17 protein-coding genes are annotated in these 18,808 nt (G+C 72.5%); 9 read left to right on the forward strand and 8 right to left on the reverse strand.

Annotation, left to right across the window (positions count from 1 at the left end; genetic code table 11):
• Window positions 1-75: 75 nt before the first annotated feature.
• Window positions 76-429, reverse strand: coding sequence for a helix-turn-helix transcriptional regulator (locus tag HUT10_RS03605; protein ID WP_176169845.1), 354 nt, complete (start codon window positions 427-429; stop codon window positions 76-78).
• Window positions 430-529: 100 nt separating this feature from the next.
• On the reverse strand, window positions 530-736 hold the full coding sequence (locus HUT10_RS03610; RefSeq protein ID WP_176169846.1) for a hypothetical protein: 207 nt from the start codon (window positions 734-736) through the stop codon (window positions 530-532).
• A 91-nt stretch (window positions 737-827) separates the two neighbouring features.
• Here HUT10_RS03610 and HUT10_RS03615 point away from each other — a divergent pair, with 91 nt between their 5' ends.
• The 3 genes from HUT10_RS03615 to HUT10_RS03625 all read left to right on the forward strand — a co-directional run bounded on the left by HUT10_RS03615 (window position 828) and on the right by HUT10_RS03625 (window position 3,254).
• Window positions 828-1,541 carry a hypothetical protein gene (locus HUT10_RS03615; protein ID WP_176169847.1) on the forward strand — a complete coding sequence of 238 codons (714 nt, stop codon included), beginning with the start codon at window positions 828-830 and terminating at the stop codon, window positions 1,539-1,541.
• 58 nt (window positions 1,542-1,599) lie between these two features.
• Window positions 1,600-2,169 (forward strand): TetR/AcrR family transcriptional regulator, encoded by a 570-nt coding sequence (locus HUT10_RS03620; protein WP_176169848.1) that lies wholly within the window; start codon window positions 1,600-1,602, stop codon window positions 2,167-2,169.
• Window positions 2,170-2,246: 77 nt separating this feature from the next.
• Window positions 2,247-3,254 carry a medium chain dehydrogenase/reductase family protein gene (locus tag HUT10_RS03625; protein ID WP_176169849.1) on the forward strand — a complete coding sequence of 336 codons (1,008 nt, stop codon included), beginning with the start codon at window positions 2,247-2,249 and terminating at the stop codon, window positions 3,252-3,254.
• Between the two features lie 55 nt (window positions 3,255-3,309).
• Here HUT10_RS03625 and argG read toward each other — a convergent pair whose 3' ends face one another.
• Window positions 3,310-4,755 (reverse strand): argininosuccinate synthase, encoded by a 1,446-nt coding sequence (gene argG / locus HUT10_RS03630; protein WP_176169850.1) that lies wholly within the window; start codon window positions 4,753-4,755, stop codon window positions 3,310-3,312.
• A gap of 91 nt (window positions 4,756-4,846) precedes the next feature.
• On the opposite strand from argG, the gene HUT10_RS03635 reads away from it, so the two are divergent.
• Window positions 4,847-5,722, forward strand: coding sequence for an aminoglycoside phosphotransferase family protein (locus tag HUT10_RS03635; protein ID WP_176169851.1), 876 nt, complete (start codon window positions 4,847-4,849; stop codon window positions 5,720-5,722).
• Here the strand turns inward: HUT10_RS03635 and HUT10_RS03640 are convergent.
• The 4 genes from HUT10_RS03640 to HUT10_RS03655 all read right to left on the reverse strand — a co-directional run bounded on the left by HUT10_RS03640 (window position 5,706) and on the right by HUT10_RS03655 (window position 10,790).
• Window positions 5,706-6,557 carry a hypothetical protein gene (locus tag HUT10_RS03640; protein WP_176169852.1) on the reverse strand — a complete coding sequence of 284 codons (852 nt, stop codon included), beginning with the start codon at window positions 6,555-6,557 and terminating at the stop codon, window positions 5,706-5,708. The two genes, HUT10_RS03635 and HUT10_RS03640, sit on opposite strands and share 17 nt — an antisense overlap.
• Window positions 6,558-6,733: 176 nt before the next feature.
• Entirely contained in the window at window positions 6,734-8,422 is a 1,689-nt protein-coding gene (gene glpD, locus HUT10_RS03645) for a glycerol-3-phosphate dehydrogenase (RefSeq protein WP_176169853.1), read from the reverse strand.
• A gap of 17 nt (window positions 8,423-8,439) precedes the next feature.
• Window positions 8,440-9,954, reverse strand: a complete 1,515-nt coding sequence (glpK, locus tag HUT10_RS03650; protein ID WP_176169854.1) for a glycerol kinase GlpK — start codon at window positions 9,952-9,954, stop codon at window positions 8,440-8,442.
• 14 nt (window positions 9,955-9,968) lie between these two features.
• Window positions 9,969-10,790 (reverse strand): MIP/aquaporin family protein, encoded by an 822-nt coding sequence (locus HUT10_RS03655; RefSeq protein ID WP_176169855.1) that lies wholly within the window; start codon window positions 10,788-10,790, stop codon window positions 9,969-9,971.
• Between the two features lie 154 nt (window positions 10,791-10,944).
• On the opposite strand from HUT10_RS03655, the gene HUT10_RS03660 reads away from it, so the two are divergent.
• The 5 genes from HUT10_RS03660 to HUT10_RS03680 all read left to right on the forward strand — a co-directional run bounded on the left by HUT10_RS03660 (window position 10,945) and on the right by HUT10_RS03680 (window position 17,295).
• Window positions 10,945-11,697: an IclR family transcriptional regulator gene (locus tag HUT10_RS03660; protein ID WP_176169856.1), complete on the forward strand. Its 753-nt coding sequence runs from the start codon at window positions 10,945-10,947 to the stop codon at window positions 11,695-11,697.
• 10 nt (window positions 11,698-11,707) lie between these two features.
• A complete protein-coding gene (gene glpK, locus HUT10_RS03665; protein WP_176169857.1) occupies window positions 11,708-13,657 on the forward strand; it encodes a glycerol kinase GlpK in 1,950 nt (649 codons plus the stop codon).
• A gap of 84 nt (window positions 13,658-13,741) precedes the next feature.
• Window positions 13,742-14,734, forward strand: coding sequence for an amidohydrolase family protein (locus tag HUT10_RS03670; RefSeq protein ID WP_176169858.1), 993 nt, complete (start codon window positions 13,742-13,744; stop codon window positions 14,732-14,734).
• A gap of 128 nt (window positions 14,735-14,862) precedes the next feature.
• Window positions 14,863-16,002 carry an MFS transporter gene (locus HUT10_RS03675; RefSeq protein WP_176169859.1) on the forward strand — a complete coding sequence of 380 codons (1,140 nt, stop codon included), beginning with the start codon at window positions 14,863-14,865 and terminating at the stop codon, window positions 16,000-16,002.
• Window positions 16,003-16,080: 78 nt separating this feature from the next.
• Window positions 16,081-17,295, forward strand: a complete 1,215-nt coding sequence (locus tag HUT10_RS03680; RefSeq protein ID WP_176169860.1) for a cytochrome P450 — start codon at window positions 16,081-16,083, stop codon at window positions 17,293-17,295.
• A gap of 19 nt (window positions 17,296-17,314) precedes the next feature.
• Here HUT10_RS03680 and HUT10_RS03685 read toward each other — a convergent pair whose 3' ends face one another.
• On the reverse strand, window positions 17,315-18,745 hold the full coding sequence (locus HUT10_RS03685) for a pentapeptide repeat-containing protein (RefSeq protein ID WP_176169861.1): 1,431 nt from the start codon (window positions 18,743-18,745) through the stop codon (window positions 17,315-17,317).
• Window positions 18,746-18,808: the final 63 nt, after the last annotated feature.

Raw genomic sequence — 18,808 nt, forward strand, 5'->3', positions numbered from 1 at the left:
ACCGGACGGCGACGTTGCTCGTGGGGAATTCGCGGACACCGGAAAACGGGGACGGCGAACGTCACTCGTTTGCCGTCACGCCTCCGGCCGGCGCGCGGCGACCGACGGCGTCCTGAGGTCGCCGAGCAGCTCGACCTGGCCGCTGAGCACCTCGGTCAGGATCTTCCGGGCCACCGCGAGCAGCTCCGCGACGTCCGCGCTGGTCAGCGAGTAGTGGACGGCGGAGCCCTCCTTGCGGGTGACGACCAGCCCGGCCCGGCGCAGCACGGCGAGGTGCTGCGACATGTTCGCCGGCTCGATCCCGACGTCGGTCAGCAGTTCCGACACCGCGTGCTCGCGCTCGCTGAGCAGCTCGAGGATCCGGATCCGCGCCGGGTGCCCGAGCGTCTTGAAGAACTCGGCCTTGACCTGGTACAGCGGCCTGCTCACGAGCCACCCCGCCGTCCGGTCGGCGTCCCGCCGATGTCGCGCATGCGGTCGATCCTGCCGTGCCACCCCTCGGGCCGCGCGGCGCACTCCCCCGCGCCGGTCAGGACGGCTCCGGCCGCGGGTCCGGGATCTCCGGCCCGTCCGGGGACGCGAGGTCGATGCCGTGCCGGCGAGCCAGGTCGAAGAGCTCTTCGAGCCGGGCGGCGTGCAGCTCGGAGTCGTAGTCCTCGCCGTGCTCCCGCGCGGCGGCGAGCTCACGGTGGACGACGCCCACCCGACGCCGGAGGTTCCGTTCGAACTCGTTCACGACCGGCTGCCTCCTGCCGTCCGAAGAAGTTGCTAACATTCGCAATTGCTCAACAGGTTACACGGCGGCCGCGCCGGAAAGGGGATGCCGCGTGGGTGAGCTCGTCCTCACGGTGGCCGGCGACCAGGCTCACGAAGCAGCGCGACTGCTCACCGACCTCACCCCGCTTCACGCCGTGGCTCGCACGATTCCCGGCGACGACCTGCTCACCGCCGTCCGGAACCGACACGCAGAAGCGGTCTTCCTCACCGGCGCCGACCGCGCCGCGCTCCGGACCGCGCAGCTCGCCCTGGCCGTGGAGCTGACCGTGCTCACCGAAGAGGACACCCTCGCGATCGCGCTCACGGCCGCCACCGCGGTGGCCCTCTCCCGGCGCGGCCGGACCCCGGCGGACGCCCGGGTGCTCGTCGTCGCACCGGACAGCCTGCCGTTCCTGCTTCCCGTGCTGCTCGCGGCGGGCACCGCCGACCTCACGCTGTGGCGCCCGGCCGACGCCGCGGCGTTCCCCCTGGCCGGGCTCGCGCGGGACGTCGACGTGGTGATCGACCCGCTGGGCGGCCACGACCCGGGCCGGGGACCGGCGCTGGTGACACCCGGCGACCCGGTCGCCCCCCTGCTCGCCCTGCCGGGCCTGCTGCAGGACGGGCCGCGGACCGGCGACCCGCAGGCGCACCCGGACGTCCACGCCGCGTGCGCGCGGGCGCTCGCCGGCCTCACGCCGGTCGACCGGCTCCTCCCCGAGCTCACCGACCCGGATCTGACGTCCCGGGTCGCCGACGCGGTGGCCGCCGTCCGCTCATGCTGACCGGCGACTCTGACGGCGGTGTTGACCGGCGAACGAGAGTGAGTGTACAGTCACTCACATGACGAAACGCGGTGCCACGCTCTCCACCTCCGACGCCCGGCGGGACGCCGTCGTCGACGCGGCCATCGCCGAGTTCGCCCGCGGCGGCTACCACAGCACGCCGATCAGCGCGGTGGCCGCCCGCGCCGACATCTCGCCCGCCTACGTCTTCAAACTGTTCCCCGGCAAGGTTTCCCTGTTCGTCGCCGCGCTCGACCGGTGCTACGAACTCGTCGTCCACGCCCTCTCGAACGGCGCCGCGCGCGTCGAAGACGCCGATCCCGGGAAGCTCCTGCACGAGATGGGCGGCGCCTACGCGGAGCTGATCGCCGACCGGGACCTGCTGATGCTGCAGGTGCACGCCCAGTCGGCCGCCGACACCCCCGAGATCGCCGAAGCCGTCCGCCGTGGGCTGGCCAAGGTGACCGAGTTCGCCCGGTCCCGCTCCGGCGCGGCCGACGACGAGGTGCAGCGGTTCATCGCCTACGGCCAGCTCTGCCACCTGATCACCACCCTCGGCCTGGACGAGCACCCCGGCGAATGGGCCGCCGTGCTCTCCGCCGGCATCCGCCACCCCGGCAAGAACTGAACAGCCGGCCCCGCCCCGGGGCCTTTTTCTCGCCCGTCGAGTGATTGACCAGTCACTCACACCGAAAGGACCCTCCGATGACCGTCACCGAAATCGTCCTTCCCGGCCTCGTCGAGCCGGACGGCCTGCGCGTCGAACACCGCGAGCTGCCGAAGCCCGGCGCGGGCGAAGCGCTCGTCCGCGTCGAAGCGACCGGCGTCTCCTTCGCCGAGCAGCAGATGCGCCGCGGGAAGTACTACGACCAGCCGCCGTTCCCGTTCGTCCCCGGCTACGACGTCGTCGGCACGGTGCTCGAAGCCGCCGACCCCGCCCTGGTCGGCCGCCGGGTGGCCGCCATGACCAAGATCGGCGGCTGGCGCAGCCACCTCACCGTCCCCGCCGCCGACCTGGTGCCCGTGCCCGACGGCCTCGACGCCGCCGAGGCGGAAACCTTCGTGGTCAACGGCATCACGGCGTACCAGATGCTGCACCGCTGGGCGAAGGTCGAGGCCGGCGGCACGATACTGGTGCACGGCGCGAGCGGCGGCGTCGGCACCACGTTGGTGCAGCTGGCCCGCGCGGCCGGGATCGAGGTGATCGGCACGGCGTCGGCGCGCAACCTCGGTGTCGTGACCGCGCTCGGCGCCACGGCCGTCGACTACCGCGGCGACGTGCTCGCCGAGGTGCGCAAGCTGGCCCCGAACGGCGTCGACGCCGTCTTCGACCACGTCGGCGGCCCCGGCATCGTCGACTCGTTCCGGCTGCTCGCCCCCGGCGGCGCGCTGGTCGCGTACGGCAGTGCGGCCACGAAGGACGAGCCGGGCAACTCGCGGCTGCCGGTGCTGAAGCTGCTCGCCCGCCTGCTGTGGTGGACCGCCCTGCCCAACCGCCGCCGAGCGCACTTCTACAACGTCTGGGGCGGCAAGCGGAACCTCGCCCGGTTCCGCGCGCGCCTGGCCGAAGACCTGACGGCCGTCTTCGACCTGGCGGCGAAGGGCGAGCTCGAGGCGCAGGTGGCCGCCCGGATTCCCCTGGCCGAAGCCGCGAAAGCACTGGCGCTGGCCGAATCCGGCACGGTGACCGGCAAGGTCGTGCTCGTCCCCTGAACGCACCGAAGGCCACCACGCAGCCGTGCGCGGTGGCCTTCGGGTCGTGCGCGGATCAGTCCGTGCCGAACTCCATCGCGGCGCTGTCGAGCAGCTCGACGTCGTCGGTCTTGCCGCGGGAGGCGATCGCCTCCGCGCCGCCTTCGGGCATCGCGCCGATGAGCCCGGTCGACGCGGCCTGGGCGGCGCCGATCAGCTTCGGGTTCGAGCCGCCGACCATGCCGAGGCTCGCGTACTGCTCCAGCTTCGCCCGCGAGTCCGCGATGTCGAGGTTGCGCATGGTCAGCTGGCCGATCCGGTCGACCGGGCCGAACGCCGAGTCCTCGGTGCGCTCCATCGACAGCTTGTCCGGGTGGTAGCTGAACGCCGGGCCGTTCGTGTCGAGGATCGAGTAGTCCTCGCCGCGCCGCAGCCGCAGCGTGACCTCGCCGGTGATCGCGGTGCCGACCCAGCGCTGCAGCGACTCGCGGAGCATCATCGCCTGCGGGTCCAGCCAGCGGCCCTCGTACATCAGCCGGCCGAGGCGGCGGCCCTCGTTGTGGTAGCTGGCGAGGGTGTCCTCGTTGTGGATGGCGTTGACGAGCCGCTCGTAGGCCGCGTGCAGCAGCGCCATGCCAGGGGCCTCGTAGATGCCACGGCTCTTGGCCTCGATGATCCGGTTCTCGATCTGGTCGGACATGCCGAGCCCGTGCCGGCCGCCGATGGCGTTGGCTTCCAGGACCAGGTCGACGGCGGAGGCGAACTCCTTGCCGTTGATGGTCACCGGACGGCCCTGCTCGAAGCCGATGGTGACGTCCTCGGCGGGGATCTCGACCTCGGGGTCCCAGAAGGCCACGCCCATGATCGGCTTGACGATCTCGATGCCGGTGTCCAGGTGCTCCAGGGACTTCGCCTCGTGCGTGGCGCCCCAGATGTTGGCGTCGGTCGAGTAGGCCTTCTCGGTGCTGTCGCGGTACGGGAGGTCGTGCGCCAGCAGCCACTCGGACATCTCCTTGCGGCCGCCGAGCTCGGTGACGAAGTCCGCGTCGAGCCACGGCTTGTAGACGCGCAGGGAGGGGTTGGCCAGCAGGCCGTAGCGGTAGAACCGCTCGATGTCGTTGCCCTTGTAGGTGGAGCCGTCGCCCCAGATCTGGACGTCGTCCTCGAGCATGGCGCGCACCAGCAGGGTGCCGGTGACCGCGCGGCCGAGCGGCGTGGTGTTGAAGTAGCTGCGGCCGCCGGAGCGGATGTGGAAGGCGCCGCAGGTCAGCGCCGCGAGCCCCTCTTCGACGAGGGCTTCCTTGCAGTCGACGAGCCGCGCGATCTCGGCACCGTACTGGCCGGCCCGCCCGGGGACCGACTCGATGTCGGGCTCGTCGTACTGGCCGATGTCGGCGGTGTAGGTGCAGGGCACCGCGCCCTTGTCGCGCATCCACGCGACCGCTACGGAAGTGTCGAGGCCACCGGAGAAGGCGATACCGACACGCTCGCCGACGGGCAGGGAAGTGAGCACCTTGGACATGCGAATGATTATGCACGGCCATGCATCGTCGTGCAATCCGGGGTGCCGGTGGTCACGGAAACCCCGTTGACGTGCGTGGTTCGGTGATCACATGGGCCGGATGCACGCCGACGAGCACGCCGTCGACACGACGCTGGTCCGGCGGCTGGTGCGCGGGCAGTTCCCCGCCGGGACCGGCCTGCCGGTCACCCGGCTGGCCTCGGGCGGAACGGTCAACGCGGTCTTCCGCCTCGGCGACCGCTGGACGGTCCGGCTGCCGCTGACCGAGGGCGGCGCCGCGGACATCGCAAAGGAACGCCAGGTTCTCGGTGCTCTGGGCGGACTGCCGGTGGCGGTCCCCGCTGTCGTCGCCGTGGGCGAACCGGCCGAGGGATATCCGTGGCCGTGGGCGGTGCACGGCTGGCTCGACGGCGCACCGGCAATCGAAGGCCGCTCCGCGGCCGGCCTGGCGGAGTTCGTCCTCGCGCTCCGGGCGAACCGGGCAGCGGGTCCCCCGGCCCGCCGTGGCCGGCCGTTGTCCACAGTGGATTCGGCCGCCCGCGAGGCGATCGACGAGCTGAGCCGCACCGACGAGCCCTTCGACCCGGAGGCCGCGCTCGCGGTGTGGGCCGAAGCGCTCGACGCTCCACCGTGGACCGCGCCGCCGTGCTGGCTGCACGGCGATCTGATGCCGAGCAACCTCCTGCTGCGCGACGGCCGGCTGAGCGGGGTGCTCGACTGGGCGACCGCGGGTGTCGGCGACCCGGCGATCGACCTGATCCCGGCGTGGAACCTGCTGACCGCGGACACCCGGGGCGCCTTCCGCGAGGCGGTGGCCGCCGACGACGCCACCTGGGCCCGCGGCCGCGGGCGGGCGCTGGCGATGGCCGTGATCCAGCTGCCGTACTACCGGCACACCAACCCGGTCATCTCGGCCAACGCCCGTTACGTGCTCGCCGAGCTGGACGTGCTCACCAGTTCCCGATGACGGGCAGGTCCCACCGCACGGCGTGCGAGTTCTGCTCCGGAACCGGGCATTCGCCCGTGACCGCGCCCCGGTCGTTGAGGTCCGTGGCACGGCAATAAGCGCCCTCGGCGGGCAACGGCAGCGGAGTGACCCGGCCACCGGGACCCCAGACGACGAACCCGCCCGGGCTGGTTTCCACGAGCGCGCTGCCGCTGTCGTTGGCGGTGGTGAACCAGGTCCGGGCGTCACCGGCGGCCGGGAACACAGTGAGCCGCCCGGCCGGGTCCCAGCGGGCGGGTCGGCTCTTGCCGTCCTCCCCCACCACTTCGCCGTAGATCGTTCCGTCCGCGCCGATTTCGGCCGCCGAACTGAACATCCAGGTGATGTCGAGCACCGTGAGGTGTCCCGCCGCATCCCACTTCGCGGCGTGGAAGCCGCTCGAACCGACGGCCGTGCCCGCGTCGTCGAGGTCGGTGGCGGTGCCGCCACCTTCCAGCGGGACGACGTTCCCCGCCGGGTCCCAGTACTTCGCCCCGCCGATCACCGCGCCCGCATCGTTGACCGCGGACGGCCGGCCGAAGCCGAGGGCCGTGACCGTGCCCGGAGCGCCGTAGGAGTATCCGACGGCGATGCCGTGGGCGTTGATCGCGGCGACGCTGGAATACGCGTAGCACGGGAAGCCGGGCACCGGCGGCAGGTCGACCGGTGTCCCGGACGCGCCCCAGAGCGTGGCCCGCCCGGCCCAGCCGTTGGCGGCCATCGAGTCCCCGACCGCCACCCCGTCCTCGGTGAGCGCGGCGGGCTGAACCGACGCGTAGCCCGGCTGCGGCGCCAGCTCGGTGATCCGGCCGGCCACGTCCCACCGCTGGTCAATCCCCGGGCAACGTGCCGAGGCCGCCCGGCTGGTCCGCGCTCGCCGGAACGGCGGTGAGCACCAGCGCCACCGCCGCCGTCGCGAGAACACCTCTGAACATCCCCTGCTCCTCCCCGTCAGGTGGTTCCGGGGTGTCCACGCGCGACGGCGGTGACCGTTCAGCTCGGCAGCAGCGCCGGAGCCGCGAGGCGGGTGGCGTTCGCCGCCGCGTCGTCCGGGGCTTCCTGGGCCGAGCGCTCCGCCTCGACGCGCGCGAGGTAGTTCGCCACCTCGCGCTCACGCTTCGGGACGTCCCAGCCGAGCAGCGGGGCCATCAGCTCCGCGACGACGGGCGCCGCCGCGATACCACGGTCGCGCTCCTCGATCGAGATGCGCGTCCGCCGGGTCAGGACGTCCTCCAGGTGCAGCGCACCTTCGTGGGAGACCGCGTAAACGGCCTCCACGCGGAGGTACTCCGAGGTCTCCGTGATCGGCGAAGCCAGCGAAGGATCCTCCTCCATCAGCTCGACGAGGTTCCAGATCCGCGTGCCGTACCGCTGCAGGAGGTGCTCCACCCGCGTCAGCGACAGGCCGGTCCGCGAGGCGACGGAGTACCGGTCCTCCCACAGCTCGTGGTAGCCCTCGGCGCCGGCGATCGGGAGCCGGTCGGTCCACGACGGCGGGGCCGGGCGGCCGACCTCCTCGACCGCCGCGTCGACCGCGTCCGCGGCCATCACCCGGTACGTCGTGTACTTGCCGCCGGCCACGATCACCAGGCCCGGCACCGGGCGGGCCACCGCGTGCTCCCGCGACAGCTTCGTCGTCGCGGTCGCCTTGGCCGCCAGCAGCGGGCGGAGACCGGCGTAGACGCCCTCGATGTCGTCGTGCGTCACGGGGGTGCGCAGGACGGCGTTGAGGTGGTCGAGCACGTAGTCGACGTCCGCGCGGCTGGCCGCCGGGTGCTCGCGGTCGAGGTCCCACTCGGTGTCGGTGGTGCCGACGATCCAGTGCCGTCCCCACGGGATGACGAACAGCACGCTCTTCTCGGTGCGCAGGATCAGCCCGGTGTCGAGGTCGATCTTCTCCCGCGGCACCACCAGGTGGATGCCCTTCGACGCCCGGACGGTGAACGGCGCGGGGATGCCGGCCGCCTCCGCCATGTCGTCGCTCCAGACACCCGTGGCCGCCACGACCGTGCGAGCGCGGATCTCGAACTCGACCCCGCTCTCGCGGTCCACGACCTTCGCCCCGACGACCCGCTCGCCCTCGCGAAGCAGCGAAGTGACGCGAGTCCGGGTCAGGACCGAAGCGCCCTGCTCGGCGGCCGTCCGCGCGATCGTCATCGTGTGGCGGGCGTCGTCGACCTGGGCGTCGTAGTACTGGATCGCCCCGATCAGCGCGTCGTCGGCCAGGCCCGGGGCCACCTTGGCGGCGCCACGCTTGGACAGGTGCCGGTGCCGAGGCAGCGCGCGGGCGCCGCCGAGGGTGTCGTACAGCGTGACGCCGGCGCCGATGTACCCGCGCTCCCACACCCGGTGCTGCAGCGGGACCAGGAACCTGACCGGCCGCACCAGGTGCGGGGCCAGCTTCTGCAGCAGCAGCCCGCGTTCCTTGAGCGCTTCGCGCACCAGCTTGAAGTCCAGCTGCTCCAGGTAGCGCAGGCCGCCGTGGATCAGCTTGGACGACCGGCTGGACGTGCCGGCGGCGAAGTCGCGGGCCTCGACCAGCGCGGTCGACAGCCCCCGGGACGCGGCGTCGAGCGCGACGCCCGCCCCGGTCACGCCCCCGCCGACGACGAGCACGTCGACCTCTTCATCGACCAGATTCCGCAGGGTGTCCGCCCGGTACTGCGGGGAAAGCGGGGTCACGGTGTTCCTCCTCGTGTTCACTGCACGTCGACCCAGTCGAGCGTGCGGCCGACGGCCTTCTGCCAGCCCGCGTAGCCCTCCGCGCGCTGCTCGTCGCTCCACGTCGGCGTCCAGCGCTTGTCCTCGTTCCAGTTCTGCTCGAGCTCGTCGGTCGACTTCCAGAAGCCGACGGCCAGCCCGGCCGCGTACGCCGCGCCGAGCGCGGTGGTCTCGGCGACCACCGGCTTCGACACCGGCACGCCGAGGATGTCCGCCTGCAGCTGCATGCACAGCTCGTTGGCGGTGACACCACCGTCCACCCGCAGCACGTCGAGGGTCACGCCGGAGTCGTTCTGCATGGCCTCGACGACGTCGCGGGTCTGGTAGCAGATCGCTTCGAGGGTGGCCCGCGCGATGTGGGCGTTCGTCGTCGCGCGGGTGAGGCCGACGATCGCGCCGCGGGCGTCCGAGCGCCAGTACGGGGCGAACAGGCCGGAGAACGCCGGGACGAAGTAGACGCCGCCGTTGTCCTCGACCTGGCGGGCCAGGCTCTCGCTCTGGGCCGCGCCGCTGATGATGCCCAGCTGGTCGCGCAGCCACTGGACGGCCGAGCCGGTGACGGCGATCGAGCCTTCCAGCGCGTAGACCGGCTTGTCGTCGCCGAACTGGTAGCACAGCGTCGTGAGCAGGCCATGCTTCGAGCGGACCAGTTCCTGGCCGGTGTTGAGCAGCAGGAAGTTGCCGGTGCCGTACGTGTTCTTGGCCTCGCCGGGCCGGAAGCAGACCTGGCCGACGGTGGCGGCCTGCTGGTCGCCGAGGACGCCGGTGATGGCGACCTCGCCGCCGAGCGGGCCGTCGGTGCGGGTGGTGCCGAAGCCCGGGTTCGACGACGGCCGGATCGCCGGCAGCATCTGCCGCGGGACGTCGAAGAACGAGAGCAGCTCGTCGTCCCAGTCGAGGGTTTCGAGGTCCATCAGCATGGTGCGGGAGGCGTTGGTCGGGTCGGTGACGTGCACGCCGCCGTCCGGGCCGCCGGTGAGGTTCCAGATGAGCCAGGTGTCGGTGGTGCCGAACAGGGCGTCACCCTTTTCGGCGTCCTCCCGCACCCCGGGGACGTTCTCGAGGATCCACTGCAGCTTGCCGCCGGAGAAGTAGGTGGCGGGCGGCAGGCCGGCCTTGCGGCGGATGACGTCGCCCTTGCCCTCGCGCTCCAGCGCGGAGGCGATCCGGTCGGTGCGGGTGTCCTGCCAGACGATCGCGTGGCCGTACGGGCGGCCGGTGCGGCGGTTCCAGACCACGGTGGTCTCGCGCTGGTTGGTGATGCCGAGCGCGGCGAGGTCCCGGAAGGTCAGGTTGGCCTTGTTGAGCGCGGTCGCGATGACCGAGCGGGTGCGTTCCCAGATCTCGGTGGCGTCGTGCTCGACCCAGCCCGGCTTGGGCAGGATCTGCTCGTGCTCGAGCTGGTGGCGGGCGATCTCGTTGCCGCCGTGGTCGAAGATCATGAAGCGGGTGCTGGTCGTGCCCTGGTCGACGGCACCGACGAAGTCCGGCATGGTCGTGCTCCTACTCAGTTGGCGGGCTCGAGGTCCTTGGCGGGCATGGCGTCCAGCGGGTCGCCCGTGGGCAGGAACCGCTCGATCAGGTACTTGTAGATCGCGCCGCCGATCAGCGCGCCGAGTACCGGGGCCACGATCGGGATCCACCAGTAGGGGAAGCCGTACTGGTCGGTGAACGCCGTGTCGTAGCCGGTCAGCCAGGAGGCCAGGCGCGGGCCGAAGTCGCGGGCGGGGTTGATCGCGTAGCCGGCGTTCGTGCCCCAGGCCATGCCGATGGCGACGACGAGGAAGCCGACGACGACCGGGGCCAGGTTGGCACCGGGCGAGGTGTTGCGGAGGTCGGTGATGGCGAACAGGACGATCAGCAGGATCGCGGTGCCGATGATCTGGTCGCGGAAGGCGCCCCAGTCACCCACGGGCAGCGTGCCGTTACCCGGCAGGGTGGAGAACACGCCCTGGGTCTTGATCGTCAGGCCCGGGTCCTTGGCGTTGAGCACCTCGGTGTAGTTCCAGCGCACCAGCAGCGCGGCGAGGAACGCGCCGGCGGTCTGGGCCAGTGCGTAGGGGGCGACCTTGCGCCACTCGAAGCCCTTGAACACCGCGAGGGCGATGGTCACGGCCGGGTTCAGGTGCGCGCCGCTCACCCGCGAAGCGACGTAGACACCCAGGGTGACGCCGAGGCCCCAGGCCCAGGCGATGCTGTCGTGGTCCCCGATGCCCGCGGCGACGACCTGCGCCACCACTCCGCACCCGAACAGGATGAGGATCATCGTCCCCACGAACTCGGCGGCCATCTCGCCGGCGAGTCCGTGGGCCTTGAGGTTTCGCACCATTGCTTTCCTCCACAAAGGACCTTGTCCCCCTATTGGTGGATGAAAGTTAAGTTCGCGTGTCAGGCCGGTCAACGGACACCGGTCGGCATTGTCGAACGCCCCGAGTGGATGTTCGACATTGTCGAATCGGGGCCGGTCGGGTTAGGGTCGCGGCGTGCCGGGTCCGATCCAGTCCATCGAGCGCGCCGCCGCGATCCTGCGGCTCCTGGCGCGCGGTTCGGGGCGCCTGGGCGTCGGCGAGATCGCCGAGTCGCTCGAACTGGCGAAGGGCACCGCGCACGGGATCCTGCGCACGCTGCAGGGCGTCGGGTTCGTCGAGCAGGACCGCGACACGGGCAAGTACCAGCTCGGGGCGGCCCTGCTGCACCTGGGCACGAGCTACCTCGACGTCAACGAGCTGCGGTCCCGGGCGATCAACTGGGCGGACGCGCTGGCCGCCCGCAGCGGCGAGGCGGTCCGGATCGGCGCGCCCCTGGAAGGCCGGGTGCTGGTCGTGCACCACGTGTTCCGCCCCGACGACAGCCTGCAGACCCTCGACGTCGGCACCCTGCTGCCGCTGCACGCGACCGCGCTGGGCAAGGTCCTGCTGGCCTACGACACGACGCTGAAGGCGACCCCGGAGCCGTACACGCGCCGCACCCTGACCACCCAGACCGCGATCAAGCGCGCGTGTGCGAAGGTACGAGAGGCGGGCTGGGCGGCCGAGAACGGCGAGATGATCGCCGGCGAGGCCGGGATCGCGGCCCCGATCCGCGGCCACGGCGGCATCGTGGTGGGCGCGATCGGCGTGTCGGGCGCGGCGGAGCGGATCTGCGAGCCCGACGGCGCCCCGAGCCCGAAACTGCTGACCCAGGTCCGCGACGCGGCCCGCGCGGTGTCCCGCGACCTCGGCGCGTCCCGATGGTGATGGGAGGACCATGGTCCAGCGGTACGTGATGTCCATCGACCAGGGCACCACCTCCACCCGGTGCATCCTGTTCGACGCGCGCGGCCGGCTCGTTTCGGTCGTCCAGCGCGAGCACCAGCAGCACTTCCCGCGGCCGGGCTGGGTCGAGCACGACGCGACCGAGATCTGGCGGAACCTGTCCCGGATCGTCCCCCAGGCGCTGGCCGACGCCGGCGCGACCGCGGACCAGGTGGTCGGGCTCGGGATCGCCAACCAGCGGGAGACCACCGTCCTGTGGGACCGGCGCACCGGCAACCCGGTCGGGCGGGCGATCGTCTGGCAGGACACCCGCACCGACGCCATGCTCGAACAGCTCGCCCGCGAACCCGGCGCCGGCCGGGTGCGGCAGCTGTGCGGCCTGCCGCTGGCCACCTACTTCTCCGCGCCGCGCATCCGCTGGCTGCTCGAACGCACGCCCGGGCTGCGCGAACGCGCCGAACGCGGCGACGTCCTGTTCGGCACCATCGAGAGCTGGCTGATCTGGAACCTCACCGGCGGCGCCGAGGGCGGGGTGCACGTCACCGACGTCACCAACGCCTCGCGCACCATGCTGATGAACCTGCGCACGCTCAACTGGGACGACGAGCTCCTGGCGTTCTTCGACGTCCCGCGGGCGATGCTGCCGGAGATCCGGTCGTCGACGGAGGTCTACGGGACGACGTCGCGCGTGGTGCCGGGCATCCGGATCGCCGCGGCGCTGGGTGACCAGCAGGCCGCGCTGTTCGGCCAGACCTGCTTCGCGCCCGGAGAGGCGAAGTGCACTTACGGCACCGGCAGCTTCCTGCTGCTCAACACCGGCCCGACGCCGGTGCTCTCCACCCACGGCATGCTCACCACGGTCGGGTTCAAGATCGGCGACGAGCCCGCGGTATACGCGCTCGAAGGGTCGATCGCCGTCACCGGGTCGCTGGTGCAGTGGTTCCGCGACGGCCTGGAGCTGATCGGCAGCGCCCCCGAGATCGAGACCCTGGCGCGCACCGTCGAGGACAACGGCGGCTGCTACATCGTGCCCGCGTTCTCCGGCCTGTTCGCGCCGCACTGGCACAGCGAGGCCCGCGGGGTGATCGCCGGGCTGACGTCGTACATCACGAAGGGCCACCTGGCGCGGGCGGTGCTGGAGGCGACCGGCTGGCAGACCCGTGAGGTGGTCGACGCGATGAACGCCGACTCCGGGCTGGCGCTGTCGACACTGAAGGTCGACGGCGGGATGACCGCCGACAACCTGCTGATGCAGTTCATCGCCGACGTCCTCGACGTGCCGGTGGTGCGCCCGATGGTGGCGGAGACGGTGTCGCTCGGCGCGGCCTACGCGGCGGGGCTGTCGGTCGGGTACTGGCCGGACCTGGAGGGCCTGCGCCGCAACTGGCACCGGGCGGGCCAGTGGCTGCCGGCGATGGACCCGGCCCGCCGCAACACCGAGTACGCGCACTGGCGCCAGGCGGTGGAGCTGACGTTCGGGTGGATGCGCCCGGCCCCGGCCGCGGCGGCGCCCGGTTCGGACGTGGTCGAGGTGCTGCTGGGCGACCACCGCCGCTTCGAGCAGCTGCTGCGCGACCTGCGCAACAGCGAAGCCGACCGCCCGGCGCTGGTGGCGGAGCTGTCGGCCCTGCTGGTCGCCCACGCGACGGCGACCGAACGGATCGTCCAGCCGTCGTCGCCGGGCTCCCCCTTCGCCGAGGAGCTGCTGGCGGTCCTGGACGGCGACGACTTCGACAAGGCGTTGCTGCGGCTGGAGAACGTGGTGGACGCCCACGTCCGCGGGGAAGAACGCGGGCTGCTGAACGACCTGCGGCGGGGTATGTCCACTTCGGACCGGACGGGGCTGGGCCGGGCGTTCGTGGCCGAACGCCGCCGCCAGCTGGACCTCGGCTGCGGCGGGGCGGACCACGTCCGCGGCCTGGGTGAGCGCCTCAAGCTCTAGCACCGGCAACCGGCCACACTTGAATCTTCAAGCCAGGCGGGCTAACTTGAAGATTCAAGTCCCGTGGATCGGAGGCCACCCGCGATGCGGCTGTACGCACTGGAGGAGCACTTCCTCACCGCCGAAGTCGCCGAGGCCTGGCAGCGGCACGATCCGCGGCTGGCCGAGCCGATGATGAAGCGGGCGTTCGCCGGGGACGTGCTGCCGGCGCTGCTCGACGTCGGCGAGGGGCGGATCGCGGCCATGGACGACGCTGGCATCGACACCGCGGTGCTGTCACTGACGACACCCGGCCTGCAGAACCTGCCCGCCGCCGAGGCCGTCGCGCTGCAGGTGGCCGTGAACGACGGGCTCGCGGACGCGGTCCGGCGCCATCCCGGCCGTCTGCAGGGCTTCGCGACACTGGCGACCCCCGCACCGGCCGCCGCGGCCGACGAGCTGCGGCGCGCGGTCACCGAACTCGGGTTCGCCGGGACGCTGGTCAACGCCCACTCCGGCGGCCGAGCCCTGGACGCGGCCGGGTTCTGGGACATCTACGAAGCCGCCGAGGACCTGCGCGCCCCGGTCTACCTGCACCCCCGCGCGCCCGTCCCGGCCGTCGACGAGGCCTACTACCGCGGGTTCGGCGAGCCGGTGGACAGCATGCTGGCCACCGGCGCGTTCGGCTGGCACTACGACGCCGGCCTGACGATCCTCCGGATGATCGTCGCCGGTGTCTTCGACCGGTTCCCCGGCCTGCAGGTCATCCTCGGGCACTGGGGCGAAGTCGTGCTGTTCTACCTCGACCGCGTCGCCGCCATGGACACACTCGTCCCCCTCCGGCGCCCGATCGCGGAGTACTTCCGCACCAACGTCTTCGTCACGCCCGGCGGGATCTCCAGCCACAAGTACCTGCGGTGGAGCGTGGAAACGGTGGGGGCGGACCGGATCATGTACGCCTCCGACCACCCGTTCAACCGGGAGCGGGCCGGGTCAGCACGGTCCTTTGTGGACGATGCGCCCCTCGGCGACGCCGACCGGGAGCTCATCGCGTACCGGAACTGGGAGAAGCTCGTCGCCGGAATCAGGCGGCGCTGAGGGCAAGGCTCTTCAAAACACTTGCCCGGACGCCGATCCGTCGGCCATGGTGTCCCCAGTCGTCCGGACCCGCCTCGGCCGGGCCGCGTCCCGCCGCCCGGGTTCCCGGCGGCCACGAGGACTCCCCCATGCCGTCCGGATATCGTCCGGTGCTGCGCCGTCCCGGCGCCGCCGTCTTCTTCTTCACCGCCGCCGCGGGACGCGTCGGCATCGCCATGACCGGCCTCGGCCTGCTCTGGCTGCTCCACGCCCGCACCGGCTCCTACGGCACCGCAGGTCTCGCCACGGCCGGGTTCGCCCTCGCCGAAGCGGGGCTCGGCCCGCAGGTCGCCCGCCTGGTCGACCGGTTCGGCCAGCCCCGTGTCCTGCTGTTCTCCGTGGCCGTCCACGGCGTCGCCGTCGCCGGTGTCCTCACCGCGCCGTCCCCGGCGGCGATCGCCTTCGCCGCGTGCGCCGGCGCGGCCGTCCCCCAGCTCGGTGCCCTCTCCGCGGCCCGCTGGGCACACCTGCTCCGGGAGACCGACGCCCTGCCGGCCGCCTTTTCGCTGGAGTCGCTCGCCAACGCCACCGCGTTCCTCCTCGGACCGGTGCTGGTCACGGCGCTCGGGGCGGCCGGGTTCGCGGCCGTGGCCAGCACCCTCGCCGCGGCCCTCGTCGTCGGCGGCGGTGCCGCCCTGGCCGCCCAGCGCCGGACCGCGCCACCGCCGTCCCGACCGGGACGTCCCCTCTTCCGGCCGCGGTTCGTCCGCCTCGCGCTGCTGAACCTGGCCGTCGGGTTGTACTTCGGGACCGTGGGCGTGTCGGTGAGCGCGTTCGCCACGGACCACGGCGTGCCCGGCGCGGCCACCCCGATCGTCGCCGCCGCGAGCATCGGCGGGCTGGTTTCCGGCTGGTGCTACGGCCTGCGCCGGCACCGCGTCCCGGCACGTCTCCAGCTGGTCGCCGCCGCCGCTTACCTGGCGGGCACGGCGTTCCTGCTCCCCCTGGCGCCGTCCGCACTCTGGCTCGGCGCCGCCGTCGTGGTGACCGAGGCGGCGATCCCGCCGACGCTGGTGCTGCTCAATGTGCTCACCGAGACCGCCGTCGACCCGGCCGTCCGGACGCAGGCGTTCACCTGGAACAACTCCGCCAGTGCGGCCGGTTCCGCGGTGGCGGCGTTCGCCGCCGGGCACCTCGCCGACGCACTGGGCGCTTCCGCCGCCTTCGCGCTCGCCCCGGCGGCCGGGCTCGCCCTGCTCGCGCTGGCCCTCGCTCTGCCATCGGAGTGATCCCGGGTCCGGGCCCTGCCCCGGCACCGTGCCGGGGAGAAGACTGCGGACACCGCACCGCCACCGGAGGGAGCTCCCGTGTCCGACGCCGCTCTGCTGTCCCTGTCCACCCCCGCCGCGCTCGCCGATCCGTACCCGGTCTACGCGAAACTCCGCGAAGAGTCACCGGTCTTCCGCAGCGAGGTCTACGACGGCTGGGTGCTCAGCCGGTTCGCCGACTGCCAGCAGGTGCTCGCCGACGGCGAGACCTTCCGTGTCCTGGACGCCGAGTGGCGCGACCGGCACCGGCCGGGCTGGCGGGACAACGCCGCGATGGCCATGCTGACCGACCTCCTGCCGTGGAAGAACCCGCCGGAACACACGCGCGAGCGCCGGCTGCTCGTCCGCGACTTCACCGTCCGGCGTGTCCAGGCGCTGGAGCCCGCCGTCCGCCGGTCCACCGACCGGCTGCTGGACCGCTTCGCCGACGCCACGGCGGACGGGACCGCGGCGGAGTTCGTCGGCACGGTCCTCTACCCGCTCGGGATGGCCGTGATCGGCGATCTGGTCGGCGTGCCCGAATCCGACCACGACCGGCTCCGCCGCGTCACCGACCTGATCGGCAAGCAGGTCGACCCGGCGATGGCACCCGAGCTGCGTGCCGAGGTCGACGCGGCCGCCGTCGAATACCGGGACTACTTCACGGAGCTGATCGCGCGGCGGCGGGCCGATCCCCGCGACGACCTGACGTCCGCCCTGCTGGCCCGGCCCGGCGCCGGCGAGGAGCTGATGTCCGAGGGCGAGGTGCTCAACGCGCTGCTCGTGCTGTTCGGCGGCGGCTACGAGACCACGGCGGGTGCGCTGGGCAATGGCATCCACGCGCTGCTGACCCACCCGGACCAGTACGCCCTGCTCGCCGGCGACCCGGGCCTGGCGGCGGGGGCGGTCGAGGAGGTGCTGCGGTGGGACGGCGCCGCCCAGATGAGCCAGCGTGCAGCCGCCCGGCCGGCGGTGCTCGACGGCCGGGAGATCCCGGCGGACGACATGGTCGTGATCCTCACCGGAGCGGCGAACCGCGACCCCGCGCGCTTCGCGGACCCGGACCGCTTCGACATCACCCGTGACAGCGGCCGCGGGCTGTTCTTCGGACACGGCTTGCACCTTTGTCTCGGAGCGGCTCTCGCCCGACTCGAGATGACGGTGTTGCTCGAACAGCTGGGAAAGCGGTTTCCGACGCTGCGGCTCGCCGGTGAGGTGACGCGCCGCCCGAACCCGGCACTGCGCGGGATGGCGTCCCTGCCGCTGACCCGCTGACCGGGAGCCGGGCCGGCGCTCACCCGGGAGTGATCGCCCCGGACAGTTCCGGCGGCACGTCACCCTCGAACTGGCCGGCGGTGACGCGAGGGGGCTGCGCGAAGCCGGCGCCGCGGAACTCGGCGTTCTTGCGGAACGTCGCGTCACGCAAGCCGACGGCGCCGTCGAACGCCACGCCTTGGAAAGTCGCATCGCGGGCGAAGACGGCTTCCCGGAAGCTGGCGGCGCGCCGGAACGCAGCGCCGTGGAAGTGGGCGTTGCCGCCGAAGGCCGTGGCGACGAACCTCGCGTTGCCGGCGAAAACCGCACCGCGGAACTCGGCGTCCCCCTTGAAGTGGGCCGAACCGAATTCGGCGCCGCGGGCGAAGACGGCTTTGGTGAACCACGCCCGGCGCGCGAACCTCGCCCCGGGAAAGGCGGCGTCGCCGGTGAAGGACGTGCCCTCGAACCGTGCACCCAGCAGGAACTTCGCCTCGGCGAAGTCGGCATCCCCGGCGAGGGTCATGTCGCGGAACTGGGCGCGGCCGGCGAAGGTCGCGCGGCCGAAGTGCGCCTCACCGGTGAAGGTGGCGTCTTCGAAGGCCGTGTCCTCGGCGAAGGTCGTCCCGGCGAAGCGGGTGGCGCCGTGGAAAGTGACGCCGGTCAGCCGGAGGGCATGCAGGTGGCAGCCGCTGAAGTCCGCCTCGGTCAGTACCGCGCCGGTCAAGTCGAGTTCCAGGCCGGGCCAGAACGTCGCCGCCGGGGTCCCGGGTTCGGGCCCCGGACGGAGGTGACCGGCCAAGATGCGTTGCGCGGTCAGGCGAACTTCGTGTTCGCGCCGCCTGCGCCGGGCCTCCGGGTCGTCGTCCGGGTCCGGCGGCGGGTCGACCGGCATCCGCAGATAGGCGCAGATCACATTCACGATGGTCTGCCGCTGCGCGGGGTTGTCCTGGGCCAGTCGCTCCAGTGCGTACAGCCCACCCAAGCGCACCGGTGCCTCGGCGGCCCCGAGGTGCTCGACGGCCTTGCCGAACAGCTCCGTGATCCGGCGGGCCGTCGCGTCGGTCTCGGTGGCGAGGGCGACCCGCTCCTGGTGCGCCCGGTTCTCCGCCGCGACGCGCTCCTGGAGGGCGTGGGCGCGGGCGACGTCGGCTTGGTCGCGCTCCTTCTGGAGCAGGGCGAGGTCGGTGGCCCGCTGCCGCCGCCAGGCCAGGTACAGGGCGAACAACCCGCCGCCGCCGAGGCCGAGGCTCAAGCCGATCCGGAGCACTTCCAGCCGCGCACTCACCCGTGCCGGGTCGGCGCCGTCCGTGGTCAGGCCGATCCACAGGGCGGTCACCACCGCGGCCACGACGAGCGCGGTTCCCACGGCCATGGCCAGCACTGCCCGGCCCGCCAGCGGGGTCACGATCTGCTTCGGCGGCTCGGCGGGATCCGGGACAGGCGGGAGACCCGGGGCGGTATCGGTCACCGCACCATCATGACGTGCGGCCCCGCGCTCTCCGGACCACACCCGGCGGATCCGCCGGATGCG

Origin of the sequence: Amycolatopsis sp. Hca4 (assembly GCF_013364075.1) — a bacterium.
Lineage (GTDB): Bacteria > Actinomycetota > Actinomycetes > Mycobacteriales > Pseudonocardiaceae > Amycolatopsis.